Raw genomic sequence first — 20,951 nt, 5'->3', positions numbered from 1 at the left:
AACTGCCCGCCGCGGCAGCCGTGAACCGCCCCGCCAGCGAACTGAAAGAATAGGAACCATGACTTCCAGCATGCCTCGCAACGAGGAACTCTTTGACCGCGCCCGCCAGCTGATGCCCGGCGGCGTGAACTCACCCGTGCGCGCCTTCGGGTCGGTCGGCGGGACGCCGCGGTTCATGGTGTCCGCCAAAGGCGCCTACCTCACCGACGCCGACGGCGCCGACTACGTCGACCTCGTCTGTTCCTGGGGCCCGGCGCTGCTGGGACACGCCCACCCGGAGGTCCTCGCCGCCGTGCACGCCGCCGTCGACCGCGGCCTGTCCTTCGGCGCGTCCACGCCGGACGAGGCGAACCTCGCCGCGATCGTCAAGGAACGCGTCCCGGCCGCCGAACGCGTCCGGATGGTCTCCACCGGCACCGAAGCCACCATGACCGCCATCCGGCTGGCCCGCGGCTACACCGGCCGGAACCTCGTCATCAAGTTCGCCGGCTGCTACCACGGCCACCTCGACGGCCTCCTCGCCGCCGCGGGCTCCGGCCTGGCGACCCTGGCGCTGCCCGGCTCGGCCGGTGTCACGGCCGCGACCGCCGCGGAGACGCTTGTGCTCCCGTACAACGACCTCGCCGCCGTCGAGGCCGCGTTCGCGAAGCACGGCGACAGCATCGCCGCGGTCATCACCGAAGCCGCCCCGGCCAACATGGGCGTGGTGACCCCGGGGGAGGGCTTCAACGCCGGCCTGTCCCGGATCACCCGCGAGCACGGCGCACTGCTCATCCTCGACGAAGTCCTCACCGGGTTCCGCACCGGATACTCCGGCTACTGGGGCCTGACCGGCGGGGCAGCCGACGCCGCCGACCCCTGGGCGCCGGACCTGCTGACGTTCGGGAAGGTGATCGGCGGCGGCATGCCGACGGCGGCCCTCGGGGGCCGCGCCGAAGTCATGGACTACCTCGCTCCTGTGGGTCCCGTCTACCAGGCCGGCACCCTCTCCGGTAACCCGGTGGCGATGGCCGCCGGTGTCGCGACGCTCACGCACGCCACCCCGGAGGTCTACTCGTTCGTGGACGCCCGCTCGCTGGAACTGTCCGCAGCGCTGTCCTCCGCCCTCGATGCCGCCGGCGTGGACCACTCGATCCAGCGCGCCGGCAACCTGTTCTCCGTGGCGTTCGGCACGGGCGCGCGCGGCGTCCACAACTACGACGACGCCCAGGGCCAGGACGTGTTCCGCTACGCCCCGTTCTTCCACTCCATGCTGGACTCCGGGGTCTACCTCCCGCCATCGGTCTTCGAAGCCTGGTTCCTCTCCGCCGCGCACGACGACGCCGCGATGAACCGGATCTTCGACGCCCTGCCGGCCGCGGCCAAGGCGGCGGCAGCAGCCAAGGCCTGAGCACGTCTGATTAAACACTGATGGCACCCGCCGCGGCGGGTGCCATCAGTGTTTGCGCTGCTGTCGCTGCTCTTGGCGCCGGGCCGGCGCGGCCGGCAGTCCTACAGCACGTCGGAGAGGAAACCCTGCAGCCGCTCGGTCTGCGGGTTGGTGAAGATCTGCTCCGGCGGGCCGGATTCCACCACGACGCCGCCGTCCATGAACGTGACGGTGTCCGAGACGTTGCGGGAGAATCCCATCTCGTGCGTCACCACCACCATGGTCATGCCGCCCTTGGCGAGGTCGGTCATCAGCGCCAGGACGCCCTTGACAAGCTCCGGGTCGAGCGCGGAGGTGGCCTCGTCGAAGAACATCACCTCCGGCTTCATGGCCAGGGCGCGGGCAATGGCGACGCGCTGTTGCTGCCCGCCGGAGAGGTTGGCAGGGCGCGCGTCGGCCTTGTGCTTGAGGCCCACGAGGTCCAGCTGTTCGAGCGCCTCGGCGCGCGCCTGCTCGGCGGGGAGCTTTCGCAGCTTCCGCAGCGCCAGCGAGACGTTGTCCACCACGGTCTTGTGCGGGAACAGGTTGAACTGCTGGAACACCATGCCGATCCGCTGCCGGAGCTCGTCCGGGTTGTCCTTCAGGACGGACCGGCCGTCGAGCAGGATGTCGCCCTGGTCCGGTTCGATCAGGCGGTTCATGACCCGCAGCAGCGTGGACTTGCCCGACCCGGAGGGGCCGATCACCGAGGCGGTGGTGCCCTTCTCGACGTGCAGGTCGATGCCGCGCAGGACATGGTTCGAGCCGAAGGACAGGTGCAGGTTCTTGCCGGTCAGCGAGCCGGAGGCGAAGTCGCTCATGGCTGTGCTCCCTTCCCGATCAGGGCTGCGGCGTCGTCCGGTTGCCGTTTTTCCGGACGGCCGGTGCGCAGGCGGTTGTCGATGTAGTTGACCAGGTGCGTGAGCGGAACGGTCAGGATCAGGTACATCACGGCCGCCGCAATGAGCGGCGAAAGGTTCCCGGTGTTGGCGGCGGCGTCGTTACCGATGCGGAAGATCTCGCGCTGGCTGGCGAGCAGGCCCAGCAGGTAGATCAGAGACGAGTCCTTGATCAGCGAGATGAACTGGTTCACCAGGGCCGGGAGCACCCGGCGGATGCCCTGCGGAATCACCACGAGGCGCATGGACGAGCCGTAGCTGAAGCCCAGTGCCCGGGAGGCCTCCAGCTGGCCCTTTTCCACGCTCTGGATGCCGGATCGGAAGATCTCGCCGATGTAGGCCGCCGCCATGAGCGTAAGGGCGAGGATGCCGAGCGGGAACGGATTGGTGGAGCCGGTCAGTTCCCGGAACACGGGGCCGAGCCCGATGCCGATGAGGAGAATCACCACAATGGCGGGGACGCCGCGGAAAACATCCGTGTAAATCCGGGAAAGCCAGCGCAGCGGGGTCCGGCGGGACGTGCCCATGATGGCCAGGACCATGCCCAGGATGCACCCGAGCACGCCCGATGAAACCGCCAGAATCAGGGTATTGGGCAGGCCGACCATGATCATGTTCGGTAGGACGGCCGCCATCGCCTCCCAGTCAAAGAAGGTCTTTACGAGTTGATCGAGTGCATCCACGGACTAGGACTCCCTAGGACTTCGGAACGGTGACAGCCTTGGATCCCGGGGACCACGTGGCCGGGGTCTCGCGGTCCGGGTACCATTCCTTGGTCAGCTTGGACCAGGTGCCGTCTGCAATCACGGCGTCCAGGCCGGAGTTCAGCGCGTCGATAAGCGGCTGGTTGTCCTTGTTCACGGCGTAGGCGGTGAAGTTCTGGGTGTTCACAACCGACTCGGCGATGACGGTGCCGTCGCCTTCCTTGACCTGGCCGGTGGCCTGCTGGGACGGTGCCACCCAGGCGTCAACCTGACCGTTCTTCACGTTGGCGTAAGCGGTGTTGTAGTCCTCGAAGCGGACCGGCTCGATCTGAAGGGTGTTCGTGACGTAGTCGTCCTGCACGGTGCCCTGGACGACGGCGATCCGGGTGTCCTTGGTCAGGTCCTTGAAGCCCTTGATCTTGGCGTCCTTCTTGGCGACGACGGCCATGTAGCCGAAGTCGTAGCCGTTGGTGAAGCCGACGGTCTTGCGGCGGGCGTCGGTGGTGGAAATCGAGGACGATCCGAGGTCGAACTGCTTGTTGGCGACCTGCGCGAGCAGCGAGGAGAAGGAGGTCGACTTGAATTCGACCTTGAGGCCCAGCTTGTCCGCGATGGCGCGCAGGAGCTCGTTGTCGTAGCCGGTGAACTTGCCGGACTTGTCGATGAAAATGTTCGGCGGGGCATCCGAGAGTGTGCCCACGGTGAGGGTTCCCTCGGTCAGGAGACCGAGCTTGGACTTGTCAATCTTGTCCAGCGGGGTGACGTCCTTGGTCGTGTACTTGTCCAGGGACGTCTGGTCGCTGCCCTGGAGCGCATCCGTCGGTGACGCGGTTGACTGCGCCGAGCCGCCGCCGCACGCCGCCAGGGAGACGGCCACGGCTATCGCCACGGGAACGGTTGTCAGCCACTTCAAGGCTTTGCTTTTCATAACGCAGTCACTTTCGTCTGAAGTTCAGTGGTTCGCGGGGGACTCGAAGGGGCCCCGGCAGCGAGCTCGGGCGCCGGACGGCGGGCAAGCTGCGAAAGATAATTGTGTCACCGGACGCGGACGCGGATTCAATCCGAATTATTCGGAGGCAAGAGATGCTGGGCGCGAAGCATCTTCAGGATCATGGCTGATGCTCATCGCTCCGGACAGCCCGGGCCGGGCCGGGCGGAATCTTCGGCGCGGCGGCTTCCGCCGGCGGGGCGCCGCCGGGCGTGTGAGTTCGGTCTCAATAGCTGGAATTGCGCGCCACGGCGGTCTAGTTGTGACGCCCGTGCGGGCGAAGGTTGCTTATTAAGACGTCCCGCGGCCGGGATTTGCCGTTCAGAACTCGCCCCGGCCGGCGTCCTCCGGGGGCAGGACGGGCCAGTCGCCCTCAATCACGGCGGCCGGTTTGGTCTTGCGCAGGTAGCTCTGGAAATCCGCCGCCTGGGCGGAGGCCCATTCGACCTGGAGCTGGTGCAGGTTGCCTGCGGGCATCCTCAGCTTGGGGAATTTCCCGGCCATGGCATCGAGCATGCGCAAGGTGGCCAGGGCGTCGGCGGCCGAGGTGTGGGCGTTGTCCAGGCTGACGCCGTATTCCTCGCACAGAGCCGTCAGGGTGCGCTTGCCTTTGCGGTACCGGTCCACCTGCTTGTTCATGATGTAGGGGTCCAGGACGGGGAACCGGCTCAGCTGAGGAACTCCGTAGCGGGCCGACTCGGCCGCGAGCACCGTGAAGTCGTAGCTGGCATTGAAGGCGATGACCGGCACGCCGGTGTCGAAGAGCTCCTGGAGCACGGCGGCGAGTTCGCGCGTCACCTCGGCGGCGGGCCGGCCCTCGCTGCGGGCCTTCTCCGTGGTGATCCCGTGGACCTCGCTGGCCTCGGCGGGAATCTCGACCCCCGGGTCGGCGAGCCACTCGTGTTCCTTGACGACCTCGCCGGCGGCATCCACAACCGTGACCGACGCCGTGACAATCCGCGCCGAGCGGGAGTTGCGGCCCGTCGTTTCGAGGTCGAAAGCTGCGCGGGGAAGGCTGTTCCAAGTGCTCATGCTTCAACGCTACCTGCTGCCTCCGACACTTCTTGACCGCCGCCCGGGCGCGCCGCCCGGGCGGCGTGTCTGAGCCCGCGGAAACGTTAGGCTGGATTGATGCGGACGGAGTATGTCGAGGCGGTGCTGGACCTGGTGGCGTTGATCCCCGCCGGTGCGGCGGTGGCCTACGGCGATGTCGCCGAACTGCTCGGTTCCGGCGGCCCCCGGCAGGTCGGCTCCGTCATGAGCCACCATGGCAGCGGCGTGCCCTGGTGGCGTGTCCTGAAGTCCAGCGGGGACGCACCGCCCGGCCACGAGCGCGAGGCGCTGGAGCTCTACCTGGCCGAGGGGACACCGCTGCTGGGCAACTACACTGACTATCGCCGGACCGGCGAGGGGCGCTGGCGCGTGGATCTGGCCGCCGGCCGGTGGGCGCCCACGGACGCCGAATTCGACCGGATCGACGTCATCGCTGAACGGCTCGACCGGCAGTTGCATCGATTGTCGGTACCCGATGATGAAATGACTGTGTGAGTACCCCCAGCCACAGCCCGCAAGACCGCAGCCCGCAAGACGGCAGCGTGCAAGACCGCAGCACGCAGTCACCGCGACCGCGCGCCGGCCTTCGGCTGCTGCCGCCGCGGACCCACCACGGCGCGGTGCCGGTGCTCTCACCGGACCAGCGCGCCGCCGTCGACCTCCCGGCAGGCTCCGGCCCCGTCCTGGTCCCCGGCGCACCGGGCACCGGCAAATCGACCGTCCTCGTCGAAGCCGCCGTCCACCGCACCCGGCGCGACGGCCTGGACCCGGAACGGATGCTCATCCTGGCCCCCGGCCGGCTCGCCGCCGACACCCTCCGCGACCGCTTCACGGCCCGGCTGGACCGCAGCCTGAGCACGACGCCGGCGCGCACTTGGGCCTCCTACGCCTTCGACCTGATCCGCCGGGCCAAAGCGGAAGGGATCCTGCCGCTGCCCCGCCCGCCCAAGCTGCTCTCCGGCCCGGAACAGGACCTCATCATCAAGGAACTGCTCGAGGGCCATGCCCTGCCCGGGCTCGAACTGCCCTGGCCGGAGGACCTGGGCGCCGCCCTGCAGACCCGCGGGTTCCGCCAGGAGGTACGCCAGCTGTTTGACCGGATCATCGAATCCGGGCGGACGGCCGAGGACCTCGTGGCACTGGCCCGGCGGTGCAACCGGTCCGACTGGATCCCGGCAGCCGCCCTGTACTCCGAATACCGCGACGTCCTGGACCTGCGCATGCCCGAGGCCTTCGACCCCGCCGGCATCATCACCGCCGCGCGCCAGATCTTCCAGGACGCCCCGGATTTCCTCGCCGCCGAGCGCGACCGCCTGCAGCTGATCCTCGTGGACGACATTCAGGAGGCCAACCCTGCGGTCTTCGAACTGCTGGCTGACGTCGCCGCCGGCAAGGATGCCATCATCACCGCCTCCCCGGACACCGTCGTCCAGGGCTTCCGCGGAGCCCGGCCGGATCTCGTGGCGGAACTTCCCCGCCTGCTGGCTGCGGACGGAATGATCCTGGAACGGCCGCTCGGGACCGCGCACCGGCAGGCTCCCGAGGTGGCCGGGGCGTGGCTGTCGGTGGCAGGGCGCATTGCCCGGCGCTCCGGCGGCCAGTCCGCCCGACGCCTCGAACAACCCGGCCAACCCGCGGAGCCGGAAGGGGATCCCGGCGCCGGCAGCGCCCGACAAGGGACCGTCGAGGCGCACCTGCTGCCGTCCCCGGTCCACGAACTGCGGTACGTGGCGCAGCGGATCCTCGAAGCACAGCTCAACGACGACCGGGACCTCGGGGACATTGCCGTGATCGTGCGCAACGGCGGCCAGCTCAGCCAGCTGCAGCGATACCTCGCCGGCCAGGGGATCCCGGTCCGGATTCCCGTGGCCGAATCGGCCGTCCGGGACGAGGTCGCCGTCCGGCCCCTGCTCGACGCCTTTGCCGTTGCCCTGGACCCGGCCGCGCTCACACCGGAAGCGGCCGTGTCCTTGCTGACGTCCCGGATCGGCGGCGCCACCTCGATCGAACTGAGGCGGCTGCGGCAGTCGCTCCGCCGGGAGGAGCTCCTGGGCGGCGGCGGACGCACCAGCGACACCCTCCTGGTCGAGGCCCTGCTGGAGCCCGGCGCCCTGGCCACGCTGGGCATCGAGGGGCAGTCGGCCCGCCGGATCGCGCGGATGATCGGCGCCGGACGGGACGCTGCCGGAGCCCCCGGCAGCAACGCGGAAACGGTCCTTTGGGCGCTCTGGCACTCCACCGGGCTCGCCGGACGCTGGACCGACGCTGCCCTGGCCGGAGGCGCTGCCGGTGCCCGGGCCGACCGCGACCTCGACGCCATGATGGCCTTGTTCCATACGGCGGAGCGGTTTGTGGACCAGCTGCCGGGCTCCGGGCCGGAGCAGTTCCTGGAGTACCTGCTGAGCCAGGAACTCCCCATGGACACCCTGGCCGCCCGGGCGCAGGTGGAAGACGCGGTGGAACTCATGACGCCGGCCAGCGCCGCCGGCCGGGAATGGCCAGTCGTGATCGTGGCCGGGCTCCAGGAAGGCGTATGGCCCAACACCCGGCTGCGCGGCGAGCTGCTCGGCAGCACCCTGTTCGCCGACGCCGTCGAACACGGCGTGGAGTACGCCCTGCAGCTGGATCCACTCAGCCGGCTGCGTGAAATCCGCTACGACGAACTCCGGAGCTTTTCCACCGCGGTGTCCCGCGCCCGCGAGGTGCTGATCTGCACGGCCGTGTCCTCGGAGGACGAGCAGCCGTCCTCCTTCCTGGACTACGTGGCGCCGCTGCTCCCGGGGCAGGAGCGCCGGGGCTTCACCCCGGTCGAGCGCCCGCTGACACTCCGGGCGCTGGTCGCGGAACTGCGCCAGTACGCCCAGCTTGACCCCGCCGGGGCCGAGTCGGCCGAGGCAGCGGCCGTGCTGGGCGGACTGGCCGGGGCGCAACCCCCGGTTCCCGGCGCCCACCCGGAGAGCTGGTGGGGACTGGCCGGGCTCTCGTCCGGGGAGCCGGTCGTCCCGGCCGGCAGCACGGTCTTCGTGTCGCCGTCCAAGGTCGAAACCGTGCAGAAGTCGCCGCTGGACTGGTTCGTCCAGGCCGCGGGCGGCGAAGCCGCCACGGATTTCGCCCGCAGCCTGGGCACCCTGGTCCACGCGATTGCGCAGGACCTCCCGGACGCCTCGGGCAGCGAATACGTCGCCGAACTCGTCCGGCGCTGGCCCACGCTCGGGATGAAGGACAACTGGGAAGGCAAATTGGACTTCCAACGGGCCGAAGCCATGGTCCGCAAGCTCGCCCAGTATGTCCTCGTGATGCGCAGCGAAGGCCGGAGCCTGGTCGGCATCGAGCAGGACTTCGAGGTCAAGCTGGCGGACCTTCCCGCGGACACCGCCGGCGGAGCAGGCGGCGACGGCGACACCACAGGCCCGGCGCGGCCCGCCGTGCTTCGCGGCCAGGTGGACAGGCTGGAGATCGATGCCGAGGGACGGCTGGTGATCGTGGACCTGAAGACCGGCAAGCGCCAGCCCGGCAAGGCGGAGCTGGAGCGGCACCCGCAGCTGGGCGCCTATCAGGCCGCCGTGCTGGCCGGCGGCTTCGCCGGTCCGGACGACGGGCCGCCGCCGCTGCCGGGCGGGGCTGTCCTGGCCCAGCTCGGCACCACCACCAAGAGCCCGGGGATCCAGGCCCAGCCGCCCCTGGATCCGCAGGACAACTGGGCGCTGGAGATGGTCGGTGACGCCGCCCGCCTCATGGCCGGCCGGACCTTCCAGGCCCGCCATGATCCGTCCAAGGGAAGCCACGGCGGCCACGGCTGCCGGCTCCCGGAAGTGTGCCCGCTGTGCGTGCGGGGAAAGCAGGTTACTGAATGACTCCCGAAGCCAGCCCGGCCGGCCCGGCAGAACCGCCTGCAGGGCCGACGTCCGGGGGTGTTCCCGCGCCGCGGTTCAGCCCGGAGGAACTTTCCGCCATGCTGGGGGAGAAGAACAGCCCGACGGCGGAACAGTCCCTGATCATCTCCTCGCCCCTGACACCGCGGCTCGTCATCGCCGGGGCCGGCTCGGGGAAGACCGCCACCATGGCGGACCGGGTGGTATGGCTCGTGGCCAACGGCTGGGTCCGGCCGGAGGAAGTCCTTGGCGTGACGTTCACCCGCAAGGCCGCCGGCGAGCTCGCCTCCAGGATCCGCGCCAAGCTGGCGGCGCTGCAGCGCATCGCGGCCGCCGACACCGGGAACAGTATTTTTCCGGCCGGGCTGCTGAGCGCGGATGCGCTCGAACCGAAGGTCTCCACCTACCACTCCTATGCGAGCGGCATCGTGTCCGACTACGGCCTGCGCCTGGGCGTCGAGCGCGACGTCGTGCTGCTCGGCGGCGCGCAGTCGTTTCAGCTCGCCAGCGAGGTGGTGGAAGCGTTCGACGGCGACTACGAACACTTCCGGTCGGCCAAAGCGACACTCGTCAAAGCCGTGATCCAGCTGGCAGGGGAGTGCGCGGAACACCTCCAGGACCCGGCCCGGGTCGGTGACTGGCTGCTGCAGCGGATCACCGAGTTCGAATCGCTTCCCTACGTCGCCGACGCCAAGAAGAACCCCACGCAGGCCGCGGCCGAGCTCAGCGCCATGCTGCGCACCCGGGCCAGCGTTGCGGACATGGTGGGCCGCTATACCGCGGCCAAGCGCGCCCGCGGCGCCCTGGACTTCGGCGACCTCGTGGCCCTGGCCGCACGGGCGGCCGACGAGATTCCGGTCGCGGCCCAAACGGAGCGGCAACGCTACAAGGTGGTGCTGCTGGACGAGTTCCAGGACACCTCGCACGCCCAGCTCGTCCTGTTCTCCCGCCTGTTCGGTGACGGCCATGCCGTGACCGCGGTGGGGGACCCGAACCAGTCCATCTACGGCTTCCGCGGCGCGTCCGCCGGGCAGCTCTTCCACTTCGTCCGGGAATTCCCGGTCCGCGTCGGCGCGGATGCTGCCCGCGTGGACGCTGCCGCCGCCGGTGCGGACCACAGCAGCCCCACGGCCGGTGCGCCCGCCCGCTTTGCCGTGGCGCCGACGTCGTACCTGACCACCGCGTGGCGCAACGGCCGCAACATCCTCGCCACGGCCAACCTCATTTCCGCACCGCTGAGCAAAGCAGCTGCAAGCCTTGGTGCCGCCGGTGCCCGGGACACTGCCGGCGCCGTCGAGGTCCCGCCCCTGCAGCCCAGCCCCGCCGCGGTCCAGGGCAGGGTCGTGATGGGACGCTTCGGCACAGACGAGGCCGAGGCCGCGGCGATCGCCGGCGACGTCCTAAAATTCCGGGTGACGGACTTCGACGGCTCGCAGGACCCGGATCCGGTGCCCCCGGCCATGGCCGTCCTCTGCCGGCGGCGCGCCCAGATGGAATGCATCCGGCGCGAGTTCGAACTGCGCGGCATACCCTATGAAATCGTCGGCCTCGGCGGGCTGCTGGACACCCCCGAAATCATCGACCTCGTCGCCACGCTCCGGGTCCTGGCCGACCCCGGCCGCTCGGACTCCCTCATGCGCCTGCTGGCCGGTGCGCGGTGGCGGATCGGCCCGGCAGACCTCATGGCCCTGAAGGACTGGTCCAGCCATCTGGCCCGCCGCCGGGGCCGCTCGGCCAGCCCGGACACTGACGATAACGGGGACGCTGCCGACGAGGCCGTGATTGAAGGCGATATCACGGACTCCGCGAGCCTGGTCGAGGCCTTGGACTGGCTGCCGCGCGAAGAGTGGACCTCGGCGCACGGCCGCAGGCTCAGCGCCGAGGCCCGCGGCCGCCTGCAACGGCTCTCGGACGAGCTCCGGCAGCTGCGCAGCTTCATGGGGGATGACCTCACCATGTTGCTCGGCGAGGTAGAACGGGCCATGCTCCTGGACATCGAGGTCGCGGCCCGCTCCGGGATCAGCATCCACCAGGCCCGGCGCAACCTGGACGCCTTCCAGGACGCCGCCGCCGGGTTCCTCCGCACCGCCCAGCGGGTGGATGTCCTGGCCTTCCTGGCCTGGCTGGAGGCTGCGGCGGCCGAGGAAAACGGCCTCGATGCCGCGGCGCCGGAGATTAACCATGAGGCCGTGCAGCTCCTGACCGTGCACGCCTCCAAGGGACTGGAATGGGATGTCGTGTTCGTTCCCGGGCTCAACGCCGGGGCGTTCCCCAGCAGCCGGGACTCGCGGTGGAGCAGCGGAAGCGCGGCCCTGCCCTGGCCGTTGCGCGGTGACCGCGCCGACCTTCCCCAGTGGGACCTGGACCAGCCGGACCAGAAAGGCTGGCTCGACGCCGAGAAGGAGTTCAAGTCCGCCGTGCAGGCGCACGGCGAAGCTGAGGAACGCCGCCTGGCCTACGTGGCCTACACCCGCGCCAAACACGTGCTGTGGATTTCCAGTGCCGCGTGGGTGGGCTCGCGCGCCGGACTGGCCGGGATGTCGCCCTTCCTCGCCGAGCTCGAAGGCCTCGCCGCGGAGGGCGCCGCCGAAATCCATCCGCAGTCCGTGAGCGAGGACGCGCTGCCGGCCGAAAGCCCCCTGACCTCCGAACTCGAAGTCGCCGAATGGCCCTACGACCCACTCGAAGGGCCCTACGATCCCCGGACAGGCAAACGGCTGCGGCTTGTCCCGGGCCGCCGGGCGGCCATGGAATCGGCCGCGGCCCGGGTCCTGCAGGCGGTCGACCCCGCCGCAGCCACCGCGCGCACCGACGGCACCGACAGCACAGACGATGCCCGGCGGCGGGCCCTTCGCGGTCCGGCGGCCGGGTGGGCCAGGGAGGCGGCCACCTTGCTGGAACGCCGGTCGCGGCGTGCAGTGGTCCAGGACGTGCATCTTCCCGGCCATATTTCCGCCTCCACCCTGGTGGACCTGGACGAGGACGCGGACGCCGTCGTGGCCAGGCTGCGCCGGCCGGTTCCGCGCGAACCGGGAATGTCCGCGCGAAAGGGCACGGCGTTCCACGCCTGGGTCGAGGAATACTTCGGCGCCGCCGGGATGCTGGACCTTGGTGAGGCCGCCGGGGCCGACGACCACATCGACGAGGCTTACGGCCTGGACTCCATGGTGGAAACCTTCCGCCAATCCGAGTGGGCACACCGCGCCCCCGCTCATGTCGAGGTTCCGGTCGAGACCAGGATCGGCGACGTCGTGGTCCGGGGACGGATTGACGCCGTCTTCCGTGATGCCGACGGCGGCTGGGACCTCGTGGACTGGAAGACGGGCCGTCGCCCGCCGGCCGCCCAGTTGAAAGTGAAAGCAGTCCAGCTCGCCGTCTACCGCCTGGCCTGGGCACGGCTCAAGGATGTTCCGCTCGAGGACGTCCGGGCCGCGTTCTACTATGTGGCCGACAATCAGGTGGTGCGGCCGCACGACCTCGGGTCAGCGGAGAAGCTGGAAGAAATCGTGGCTGCGGCGCTGGGGAGGACGGCCGGTTAGCGGGCCGGGGACTCGGCCGCCGGGACGGCCGGGTCCCCGGCCTCGTTGGCGGCAACCGGCTCCACCACGGCGATGGATTGCGTGGGGACGTCGCCTGCTGCAGGGACGGCGTCGGCTGCGTCACCGGTCCCTGCCGCGCCGGCGTCGCTGTCGGGCGCCTCGGCGGCCGGTGCCATGGCGTCCGGGGCAGCGGCGTCGGGAGTGCCGGTGTCGGGAGTACCGGCGTCGGGTGCGTCAGTCACCGCGGCGTCGGTCTGCGGGGTTTCTGCCGCGGTGGTCTCTGTGGCCGAGTGGTCGACCGCCTCCTCCAGGGGGATAGGCGTCACCTGTACCGCGGGCACCGCACGGACCCCGGACACCCGGGCCGCCGTCGTCTGCGCCGCGGGGCCGGCGGAACCGGCCGGGACGGCGGGGCCGGCGTCGGCACGTTCCGCGTCTGCTTCCAACACCTCGACCGGCCGCGGCAGCGGCTCCACGCTGATGGGCTGTCCGCCGTGGACGGCGACGTCGTCGGCCAGGGCGGCGAGCATCGATTCGGCCTCGCCGATCATCTCCTGGTTGCCGGCGGCCAGGCCTTTGACCAGGTATTGCGCCAGCGCGAACTCGGCGGACAGGGCCGCACGCCGCAACAGGTGGGCATCGGGAACGTCCCGCCGGGCCGAGGTGTAGTGTTCCAGGACAGCGTTCACAAAGTCCTGCTCGTTCGAGGCCACCAGCCACGCCATGTCGTCCGCCGGGTCGCCGATCCGCAGGTCGGTCCAGCCCGTCACGGCGGTCACGCGGTCGCCCTCGACCAAAATGTTGTCCTCGTGCAGGTCGCCATGGACCACGCAGGGGTTGAACCGCCAGAGGGTCACGTCCTCCATGGCGTGTTCCCAGCGCCGCAGCAGCAGCGGCGGGATCTTCCCGGTGGTGGCGGCCTGGTCGAGTTCGTTCAGGCGCCGCTGGCGGAATTCGTTGGGCGTGTAGCTGGGAAGGTCCGCATTGCTCACAAGGGTCCGGGGCAAGTCATGGATCGCGGCCAAAGCCGCCCCGATTTCCCCGGCCAGGGCAGCGGAGCCGCTGCTGAGGTCGTCCAGGGAACGGGTCGCACCGGCCAGGTGCGAGTAGACAAACGTGCTGAGCTGGCCCTGCCGGACGGTGCCGGCGACGGTGGGTATGAGGAACGGCAGTTCCGCCCGGATACCCGGCGCGAAGGCCCTCAGGACCAGGAATTCGGTTTCCAGCCGGGTGCTGGCCTCGGCATGCCGCGGGCAGCGGACACGCCACCGCTTACCCTCGCAGTCCACCAGCAGGGCCGCGTCGAAGTCTGCCGGATCGTCGGGCGCGGAACTGACGGCGGTCGGGGTCAGGCCGGGTACCGCCGCAGTTGCTACAGCTGCCAGTTCGATTGGGTTCCTTCTCACCCCTCCACGGTAGATTGAGCGGCGCCCAGGACGGCGATGCACTCCGGCGAGTCTTGAGATCGGGGGTAAATCAGCGTCAAATCCGGGGTAAATCTGCGGCAAATGGACAATCCCGGACGCCGCCGCCCAGGGCCCGGGCCTGTGGACGGCAAATGTCAATTGTCTGCCCGAGTCAGTACGGTGGGTACATGAGTCTTGCGGAGTCATCATCAGCTTCATCAACGCCCCCTTCATCAACGCCGACTTCACCAACGACGCCCTCTGATCCTGTGGCGCCCCAAGGTGCAGCTAACCCCGTGCAGCTCCTCCCGGCAAACCACCTGATGGAGACGGTGCTGCCAGTGCATCCGGCCCTGATCGACCGCGGCTCGGCGGCACGGCAGAAGCCCGGCATGCTGGCCGAGGTGATCCGCGCAGGCGCGGCGCGGGCCGTGGTGCTCTCCGGGCGCCAGGCCCTGGTCAGCGACAGCCGCCTCGTGCTGCTGAATGCGGCCGAACTCGCCGAGCACCTGGCGAACACCCCGTACGCTCCCGAGCACGTGATCTACCTGGGTTCGGCCCTGGCAGGGGCGGACCTGGACGCCGGCACCGAACTCGTCCTCTTCGTCCTGCCGGCCCAGTTTGAGGTCCGGGCCGAGGAATTCGAGACCCATGTGGCCGGGATCCCCACGGACGCCCAGTGGGCAGGGTTCCGTGAAGTCGCGGCCCGGCTGAACCCCACGGACACGGCGCTGTTCATCGAAGCCAGCGCCATCGCCAATTGGCACGCCACCCACACGCACTGCCCGCGCTGCGGCACGCCCACGCAGGCGGAGGCCGGCGGCTGGGTCCGCCGCTGCCCGGCCGACAACTCCGAGCACTTCCCCCGGACGGACCCGGCCATCATCGTGACCGTGGTGGGTCCCGATGACAGGATCCTGCTGGGCGGCGGCGGTCCGCTCGACGCCCGGAACTATTCCACGCTCGCCGGCTTCGTCGAGCCGGGGGAATCGCTCGAACAGGCGGTGCAGCGCGAAATCGGCGAGGAAGTCGGGGTCCGTGTCACCGCCTCGCAATACCTCGGATCGCAGTCCTGGCCCTTCCCCGCGTCGCTGATGCTCGGTTTCACGGCCCGCACCGCGGACACGGAGGCCCGGCCCGACGGCGTCGAGGTCACCAGGGCGCGCTGGTTCAGCCGCAGCGAACTGCAGGAAGCCGTCCTCAGCGGCGAGATCGTCATTTCGAGCCGGCTGTCCATCGCCCGGTCCCTCATCGAACACTGGTACGGCGGCGTCATCCAGGACGCCGCGGACAACGCCTGACCCGGGCTGACGCCTTCCGCAGGACCCCGACTACCGACTGAGCAGCAAAAAGTGATCCCAGAGACATCGAACCCCAAGAAATCCGGCGCAGAGACATCCGGCGCAGCGACATCCAGCGCAGGGAAGTTGGATTTCAGCGCCCTTCCCGGCGGCGTGCCCGCCCCGGGCGATGCCGGCACCACCGGCCCCGCCCCGGACACACGCTCCCTGGAAGAGCGGATCCTCGGCGGACTCGACGCCGAACAGCGCGAAGTTGCCAGCACCCTCCAGGGGCCCATGTGCGTGCTGGCCGGCGCCGGTACCGGCAAGACCCGGGCGATCACGCACCGGATCGCGTACGGCGTGCACTCGGGGGTCTACAGCCCGCAAAGGCTTCTGGCGGTCACCTTCACGGCCCGGGCCGCCGCCGAGATGCGCAGCCGGCTCCGTGACCTGGGCGCCGGCAACGTCCAGGCCCGAACCTTCCACGCCGCCGCGCTGCGCCAGCTGCAGTTCTTCTGGCCGCAGGCGATCGGCGGCGCCCTGCCCAACCTGCTGGACCACAAGGCGCAAATGATTGCCGAGGCGGCGCGGCGGCTCCGGCTCAGCACAGACCGCGCCGCCATCCGCGACCTCGCCTCTGAAATCGAGTGGGCCAAGGTGTCCATGCTGACCCCGGCGAACTACCTGGAAAACGCGCAGGGCCGCGGCACGCCCGGCGGCCTCGACCTGACAGCCGTGGCACGGGTGTTCCAGTCCTACGAGGACGTCAAAACCGACCGCAATGTCATCGACTTCGAGGACGTCCTGCTGATCACAGTCGGCATCCTGCAGGAGGACCCCAAAGTGGCGGCAACGGTCCGCGAACAGTACCGGCACTTCGTGGTTGACGAGTACCAGGACGTCTCGCCGCTGCAGCAGCGGCTCCTGGAGCTGTGGCTTGGCGGCCGGGACGACCTCTGCGTCGTCGGCGACGCCAGCCAGACCATCTACTCCTTCACGGGCGCCTCGCCGAAGCATCTTCTCGGCTTCAAGGCCATGTACCCCGGGGCCCACGTGGTGAAGCTGATCAGGGACTACCGGTCCACGCCGCAGGTGGTCAAGCTCGCCAACGACCTCCTGGCGGGCCGGCGCAGCGGCGGCCCCGCGGCGGACGCCGCCTGGGCCACTCCGCTGCAGCTCGTGGCGCAGCGGCCGGCGGGCCCGGTGCCGCAGTTCACCGAGTGCTCCGACGACGAGGCCGAGGCGGCCACGGTCGCCGCCCGGATCCGTGAACTGCTCGACGCCGGCACACCGGCCAGCGAGGTGGCGGTGCTCTTCCGCACCAACGGACAGTCCGAAGCCTACGAACAGGCGCTGGCGTCGGCCGGGATCGGCTACCAGCTGCGCGGCGGTGAGCGCTTCTTCGCCCGCAAGGAAGTGCGGGACGCCATCCTCCAGCTGCGGGCCGCCACCCGGGCAGTGGCCGAAACCGCCGCGCCCGAGCCGCTCGGGCAGCTCGTCCGGGACATCGTCGCCTCCCTCGGCTACACCGACGCCGCCCCGCACAGCGGCGGCGCGCTCCGGGAACGCTGGGAATCACTCGCGGCGCTCGTGGCGCTGGCCGACGAACTGGTCATCAGCCGGGGGGACCGTTTCAGTTTGGCCGACTTCGTCAACGAACTCCAGGAACGTTCCCTCGCCCAGCATGCGCCCACCGTCCAGGGCGTCACGCTGGCGTCACTGCACGCCGCCAAGGGACTGGAGTGGGACGCTGTGTTCCTTGTCGGGCTCAGCGAGGGGCTCATGCCGATTTCCTTCGCCGACACCCCGGGAGCCGTGGACGAGGAACGCCGGCTCCTGTACGTGGGCATCACCCGCGCCCGCGAATATCTATCCCTGTCCTGGTCTACCGCCCGGACGCCGGGCGGCCGTGCCAACCGCAAGCCCTCCCGGTTCCTGGACGGCCTGCGGCCCGACTCCGTGGCCAGCTCCCAGCTCCGTGGCAAGGGGGCTGCGCCGCGCCGGAAGGCTGCCGTCCCGGCGTCGTGCAGGGTTTGCGGGAGCATGCTCTCCAGCGGGGCCGAACGCAAGGTGGGGCGCTGCAACCAGTGTCCGCCCAGCTACGAGGAGCAGACGTTCGAGGCCCTGCGGCAGTGGCGGAAGGACGTCGCCCTGGAGGCCGAGGTGCCGGCGTTCGTCGTGTTCACCGACGCCACCCTGACCGCCATCGCCGAGGCCCGCCCCGGCTCGCTCGAACAACTGGCGAAACTCGCCGGCGTGGGGCCCTCCAAACTGGAAAAATACGGCGAGGCCGTCCTGACGGTCCTGGCGGAAAGCACGGAACGCTGATGCCCGGCGGAACCACACCGCTGACCACCGCCGACGGCGCCCCGGTGGTGGTGCGCCGGTCCGCCCGCCGGCGCCGGACAGTCGCCGCGTTCTGGGAGGACGGCACCGCCGTCGTCGCCATTCCCGCCTCCTTCAGCCGTGCCCAGGAGCAGGAGTGGGTACACCGCATGCTCGAAAAACTGCGGCTCCAAGGGACCCGCGGCGCGGGCGGCACCGGCCGGCGCCGGCCGCGCAATGATGCCGAGCTCGCCGCCCGCGCCGCCGAACTCTCAGCCAAGTACCTGGGCGGCCGGGCGGTGCCGTCCTCGGTCCGCTGGGTCACGAACCAGAACTCGCGATGGGGCTCGGCCACTCCGTCCGAAGGGACCATCCGGCTCTCGGCGAAACTTCAGCCCATGCCGCAGTGGGTGATCGACTATGTGCTGCTCCACGAGCTGGCCCATCTGCTGGTGGCCGGCCACGACGCCGCGTTCTGGCGGCTGCTGACGGCGTACCCGGAGACGGAACGCGCCAAGGCATTCCTCGAGGGTGTCTCGTTCGCGACCTCCCGCGGCCTGGCACCCGGCGGCGGGTACGACGAGGCCCCGGACGGAACCGAAATCCCGGCCGGGGCCTCCTAGTGTTCGGGTAGCGCCCGGGCCCGTACGTCAGGCCTTGGGGCCGCCACCCTCGTCCGGCGCCCCGCCCTCGCTGTCGTCCCTGCTGTCGTCGTCGTTGCGGTCGTTGTCGCTGTCGTTGTCGCTGTCGTTGTCGCCGGTTCCGGCGGCAGCCGCATCGCCGTCGGCTGGTTCGTCGAAGCCTCCGCTCAGCAGTTTCTGCAGGGCGTCGTCCACCTCGCTGTCACTGGCTTCGGCAAGTGCCCGGCGTCCGCTGAAGCCTTGGGGATCGTCGAGGTCCTCGGCGGTGGGCAGCAGGTCGGGGTGCTTCCAGACGTCATCGCGGCCCTCGATGCCGCGTTCTTCCTTCAGCGACGCCCACAACGTGGCGGCCTCGCGGAGCCGGCGGGGCCGCAGCTCCAGGCCCACCAGCGATGAGAACGCATGCTCCGCGGGCCCGCCGGTGGCGCGGCGCCGCCGGACGGTCTCACGCAATGCCGCGGCGGAGGGCAGCAGCTTCTCGGTGGCGCCCCAGGTGAGTTCGTCCACCCAGCCTTCGACCAAGGCGAGGGCCGTTTCCAGCTTCTCGAGGGCCTGCTCCTGGGCGGGCGTGCGCTGCGGCATGAAGACGCCCTGCGAGAGCGCTTCCTGGATGCCTTCCGGGTTGCTGGGATCGATGTCCCGCGCAAGTTCTTCGATCTTGGACGTGTCGATGTGGATGCCCCGCGCGTACGCCTCGATGGCGCTGAGGAGATGCCCGCGCAGCCAGGGGACCTGGACGAAGAGACGCGCGTGGGCGGCCTCCCGCACCGCGAGGAACAGGCGGATATCGTTCTCCGGCAGGCTGAGACCTTCGCCGAACTTCGCCACGTTGGCCGGCAGGAGCGCCATTTCCAGGTCGGCCAGGGGCACGCCGATGTCCGTCGAGCTGACCACTTCGGCCGAGAGCGCGCCGATTGCCTGGCCGAGCTGCATGCCGAATATCGCCCCGCCCATGTTCTGGATCATGGAGGAGGCGCCGCCCATCATGGACTTCATTTCCTCGGGCATCTGTTCGGTCATGGCGGCGGAGAGCGCGTTGGCGATGCTGTTGGCCACCGGCTCGGTCAGCCGCTTCCATGTTCCGAGGGTCTCCTCAACCCATTCGGCGCGGGACCAGGCCCGGCCGATCAGACCGGTGGCCGGAAGGGCGGTGACCTGGTCGAGCCAGAGTTCTGCGAGCCGCAGGGCCTCATCGACCTCCCGCGACTGGTGTGCGGTGACCGAGGGGTCAGAACTGCTGGCAGCCACCCGCCGGGCGTTCTCGTGCGCCAGCTTCCAATTGACGGGCCCCTCCGAGGGGGCGCTCATCATGGCCTGCACCTGGGAGAACATCTGGGCCAGGAGGTTGGGGTCGTCCGGGAGGCCGGCGGCCTTGGCGAGTTCGGCGGGGTCGATGTTGCCCATGCCCTGGCCGCCCATCAGGTTCTTGAGCATTTCTGCCAGCGGGTCCTTGGGTTCCTCGTCGCCATTGGACGGATTGAGTGGGTTGGAGGTCATGATCCCGCCGATCGTCGGTGTGGCTGCTTCTCAACTTCACGGTACCCCTCGGCGAGAGGGGCTGTCTGCCGAAACTAGGCCCCGTTCGCTGTCGGCAAAGAGCGGGCGGGGGCGGCCAAGCGCGTAGTCTTGGAAGCTGGAATGTTTGCACGGAGAGGTCGTTCAATGACAGTCACCCAAGGTGAGCAGCCCGCCAGCGACCCGGCGTCCGCCCCGGTCCGTGGCAGGCGGAAGCGCCGGTCCTCAGCGATGCTCGTCTCCGGGCTTCTTGCCGCGGCCCTTGGCATCACTGCCGTGAGCCTCCCGGTGCCGTACGTGGTCGAATCGCCGGGTCCTATCTTCAACACCATCGGCGAGGACAACGGCAAACCGGTCATCAGCGTCACCGGCCACGAGACCTTCCCGGCCAAGGGCAACCTTGATCTGACCACTGTCTATGTCGACGGCGGTCCCAACGGCCCCGTCAGCGTGTTCGAGGCGTTTGCCGCGTGGCTCAACGGGGCCAAAGCCGTCTACCCCGAGGAACTGCTGTTCCCGACGGGAGTGACGAAGGAACAGTCCCAGCAGGAGAGCGCGACCGCGATGACCACCTCCCAGGAGAACGCCGTTGCGTCCGCTCTGAAGGAGCTGAATATCCCGTTCGGGCAGAAGATGGAGGTCGCCGGCCTGCCGGACGGCTCCGCCTCGAAGGGCCTGCTGCAGACCGGCGACGTTCTGGTGTCCATCAATGGCAAGCCCATCACCGGCCTCGGCGTGGTCCAGGCGGAGTTGGCAGCCGGCAACGGCAAGCCGGTCAAGGTCATCGTGGACCGTAGCGGCAGCCAGGTGCCCGTCACGATCACCCCGGCCAAGAACAGTTCCGGCCGCTACATCCTCGGCGTCCTGCTCCAGTACAAGTTCACCTTCCCGTTTGACGTCAAAATCTCCCTGGACAAGGTGGGCGGACCCAGCGCCGGCATGATGTTTGCGCTCGGCATCATCGACACCGTCACCCCCGGGGACCTGACCGGGGGAAAGCACATTGCCGGGACCGGGACCATCGCCCCGGACGGCGCCGTGGGCCCGATTGGCGGAATCGCCCAGAAAATGCTGGGAGCACGGTCCGGTGGTGCCACGTTGTTCCTGGCACCGGCGGCCAACTGCGACGACGTCGTGGGCCACATTCCCGACGGCTTGCAGGTCGTCAAGGTGGAGAACCTCACCGACGCCCGCAAAGCGGTTGAACTGGCCGCGTCAGGCGGCGACACATCCGGTCTGCCGGTGTGCACCAGCAACTAGACTGACCGCGGAACTAAGCGCCAGCCTCACTCGTGGCACTAATGACGGCCGACGCCGC

14 protein-coding genes are annotated in these 20,951 nt (G+C 69.7%); 8 read left to right on the top strand and 6 right to left on the bottom strand.

Annotated features, from left to right (window positions below; translation table 11 throughout):
* Positions 1 to 58: 58 nt before the first annotated feature.
* Positions 59 to 1,390 carry a glutamate-1-semialdehyde 2,1-aminomutase gene (gene hemL / locus CFN17_RS19310; protein ID WP_208749276.1) on the top strand — a complete coding sequence of 444 codons (1,332 nt, stop codon included), beginning with the start codon at positions 59 to 61 and terminating at the stop codon, positions 1,388 to 1,390.
* A 101-nt stretch (positions 1,391 to 1,491) separates the two neighbouring features.
* On the opposite strand, the gene CFN17_RS19305 is transcribed toward hemL, so the two are convergent.
* The 4 genes from CFN17_RS19305 to CFN17_RS19290 form a co-directional block, all read right to left on the bottom strand.
* The gene (locus CFN17_RS19305) at positions 1,492 to 2,229 is read right to left on the bottom strand and encodes an amino acid ABC transporter ATP-binding protein (protein WP_208749275.1); all 738 of its coding nucleotides are present in this window, start codon (positions 2,227 to 2,229) and stop codon (positions 1,492 to 1,494) included.
* Positions 2,226 to 2,990 carry an amino acid ABC transporter permease gene (locus tag CFN17_RS19300; protein ID WP_208749274.1) on the bottom strand — a complete coding sequence of 255 codons (765 nt, stop codon included), beginning with the start codon at positions 2,988 to 2,990 and terminating at the stop codon, positions 2,226 to 2,228. The genes CFN17_RS19305 and CFN17_RS19300 overlap by 4 nt, the downstream gene beginning before the upstream one ends.
* A gap of 13 nt (positions 2,991 to 3,003) precedes the next feature.
* A complete protein-coding gene (locus tag CFN17_RS19295; RefSeq protein ID WP_208749273.1) occupies positions 3,004 to 3,939 on the bottom strand; it encodes an ABC transporter substrate-binding protein in 936 nt (311 codons plus the stop codon).
* A gap of 381 nt (positions 3,940 to 4,320) precedes the next feature.
* Positions 4,321 to 5,031 carry a 3'-5' exonuclease gene (locus CFN17_RS19290; RefSeq protein WP_208749272.1) on the bottom strand — a complete coding sequence of 237 codons (711 nt, stop codon included), beginning with the start codon at positions 5,029 to 5,031 and terminating at the stop codon, positions 4,321 to 4,323.
* Between the two features lie 99 nt (positions 5,032 to 5,130).
* Between CFN17_RS19290 and CFN17_RS19285 the strand changes: the two genes are divergently transcribed.
* From CFN17_RS19285 to CFN17_RS19275, 3 genes are all read left to right on the top strand, one after another.
* Complete coding sequence (locus CFN17_RS19285; protein WP_208749271.1) at positions 5,131 to 5,547, top strand: MGMT family protein; 417 nt, start codon at positions 5,131 to 5,133, stop codon at positions 5,545 to 5,547.
* A gap of 47 nt (positions 5,548 to 5,594) precedes the next feature.
* Positions 5,595 to 8,906 carry an ATP-dependent DNA helicase gene (locus tag CFN17_RS19280; RefSeq protein WP_208751600.1) on the top strand — a complete coding sequence of 1,104 codons (3,312 nt, stop codon included), beginning with the start codon at positions 5,595 to 5,597 and terminating at the stop codon, positions 8,904 to 8,906.
* Positions 8,907 to 9,004: 98 nt separating this feature from the next.
* Positions 9,005 to 12,463: an ATP-dependent DNA helicase gene (locus tag CFN17_RS19275; RefSeq protein ID WP_261792497.1), complete on the top strand. Its 3,459-nt coding sequence runs from the start codon at positions 9,005 to 9,007 to the stop codon at positions 12,461 to 12,463.
* Here CFN17_RS19275 and CFN17_RS19270 read toward each other — a convergent pair.
* On the bottom strand, positions 12,460 to 13,869 hold the full coding sequence (locus CFN17_RS19270) for a macrolide 2'-phosphotransferase (RefSeq protein WP_208749269.1): 1,410 nt from the start codon (positions 13,867 to 13,869) through the stop codon (positions 12,460 to 12,462). The two genes, CFN17_RS19275 and CFN17_RS19270, sit on opposite strands and share 4 nt — an antisense overlap.
* Positions 13,870 to 14,165: 296 nt before the next feature.
* On the opposite strand from CFN17_RS19270, the gene nudC reads away from it, so the two are divergent.
* The 3 genes from nudC to CFN17_RS19255 all read left to right on the top strand — a co-directional run bounded on the left by nudC (position 14,166) and on the right by CFN17_RS19255 (position 18,100).
* Positions 14,166 to 15,170 carry an NAD(+) diphosphatase gene (gene nudC, locus CFN17_RS19265; protein WP_208749268.1) on the top strand — a complete coding sequence of 335 codons (1,005 nt, stop codon included), beginning with the start codon at positions 14,166 to 14,168 and terminating at the stop codon, positions 15,168 to 15,170.
* Between the two features lie 153 nt (positions 15,171 to 15,323).
* Complete coding sequence (locus CFN17_RS19260) at positions 15,324 to 17,480, top strand: ATP-dependent DNA helicase UvrD2 (RefSeq protein WP_208751599.1); 2,157 nt, start codon at positions 15,324 to 15,326, stop codon at positions 17,478 to 17,480.
* Positions 17,480 to 18,100 (top strand): M48 family metallopeptidase, encoded by a 621-nt coding sequence (locus tag CFN17_RS19255; protein ID WP_208749267.1) that lies wholly within the window; start codon positions 17,480 to 17,482, stop codon positions 18,098 to 18,100. The genes CFN17_RS19260 and CFN17_RS19255 overlap by 1 nt, the downstream gene beginning before the upstream one ends.
* Positions 18,101 to 18,127: 27 nt before the next feature.
* On the opposite strand, the gene CFN17_RS19250 is transcribed toward CFN17_RS19255, so the two are convergent.
* Complete coding sequence (locus CFN17_RS19250; RefSeq protein ID WP_208749266.1) at positions 18,128 to 19,615, bottom strand: zinc-dependent metalloprotease; 1,488 nt, start codon at positions 19,613 to 19,615, stop codon at positions 18,128 to 18,130.
* Between the two features lie 165 nt (positions 19,616 to 19,780).
* Here CFN17_RS19250 and CFN17_RS19245 point away from each other — a divergent pair, with 165 nt between their 5' ends.
* The gene (locus CFN17_RS19245; protein ID WP_208749265.1) at positions 19,781 to 20,893 is read left to right on the top strand and encodes a PDZ domain-containing protein; all 1,113 of its coding nucleotides are present in this window, start codon (positions 19,781 to 19,783) and stop codon (positions 20,891 to 20,893) included.
* Positions 20,894 to 20,951: the final 58 nt, after the last annotated feature.

Source organism: Arthrobacter sp. PM3 (assembly GCF_003352915.1).
Classification (GTDB): Bacteria; Actinomycetota; Actinomycetes; order Actinomycetales; family Micrococcaceae; genus Arthrobacter.
The sequence above is the reverse complement of the archived record's forward strand: the minus strand, read 5'-3'. Positions and strand labels throughout refer to the sequence as shown.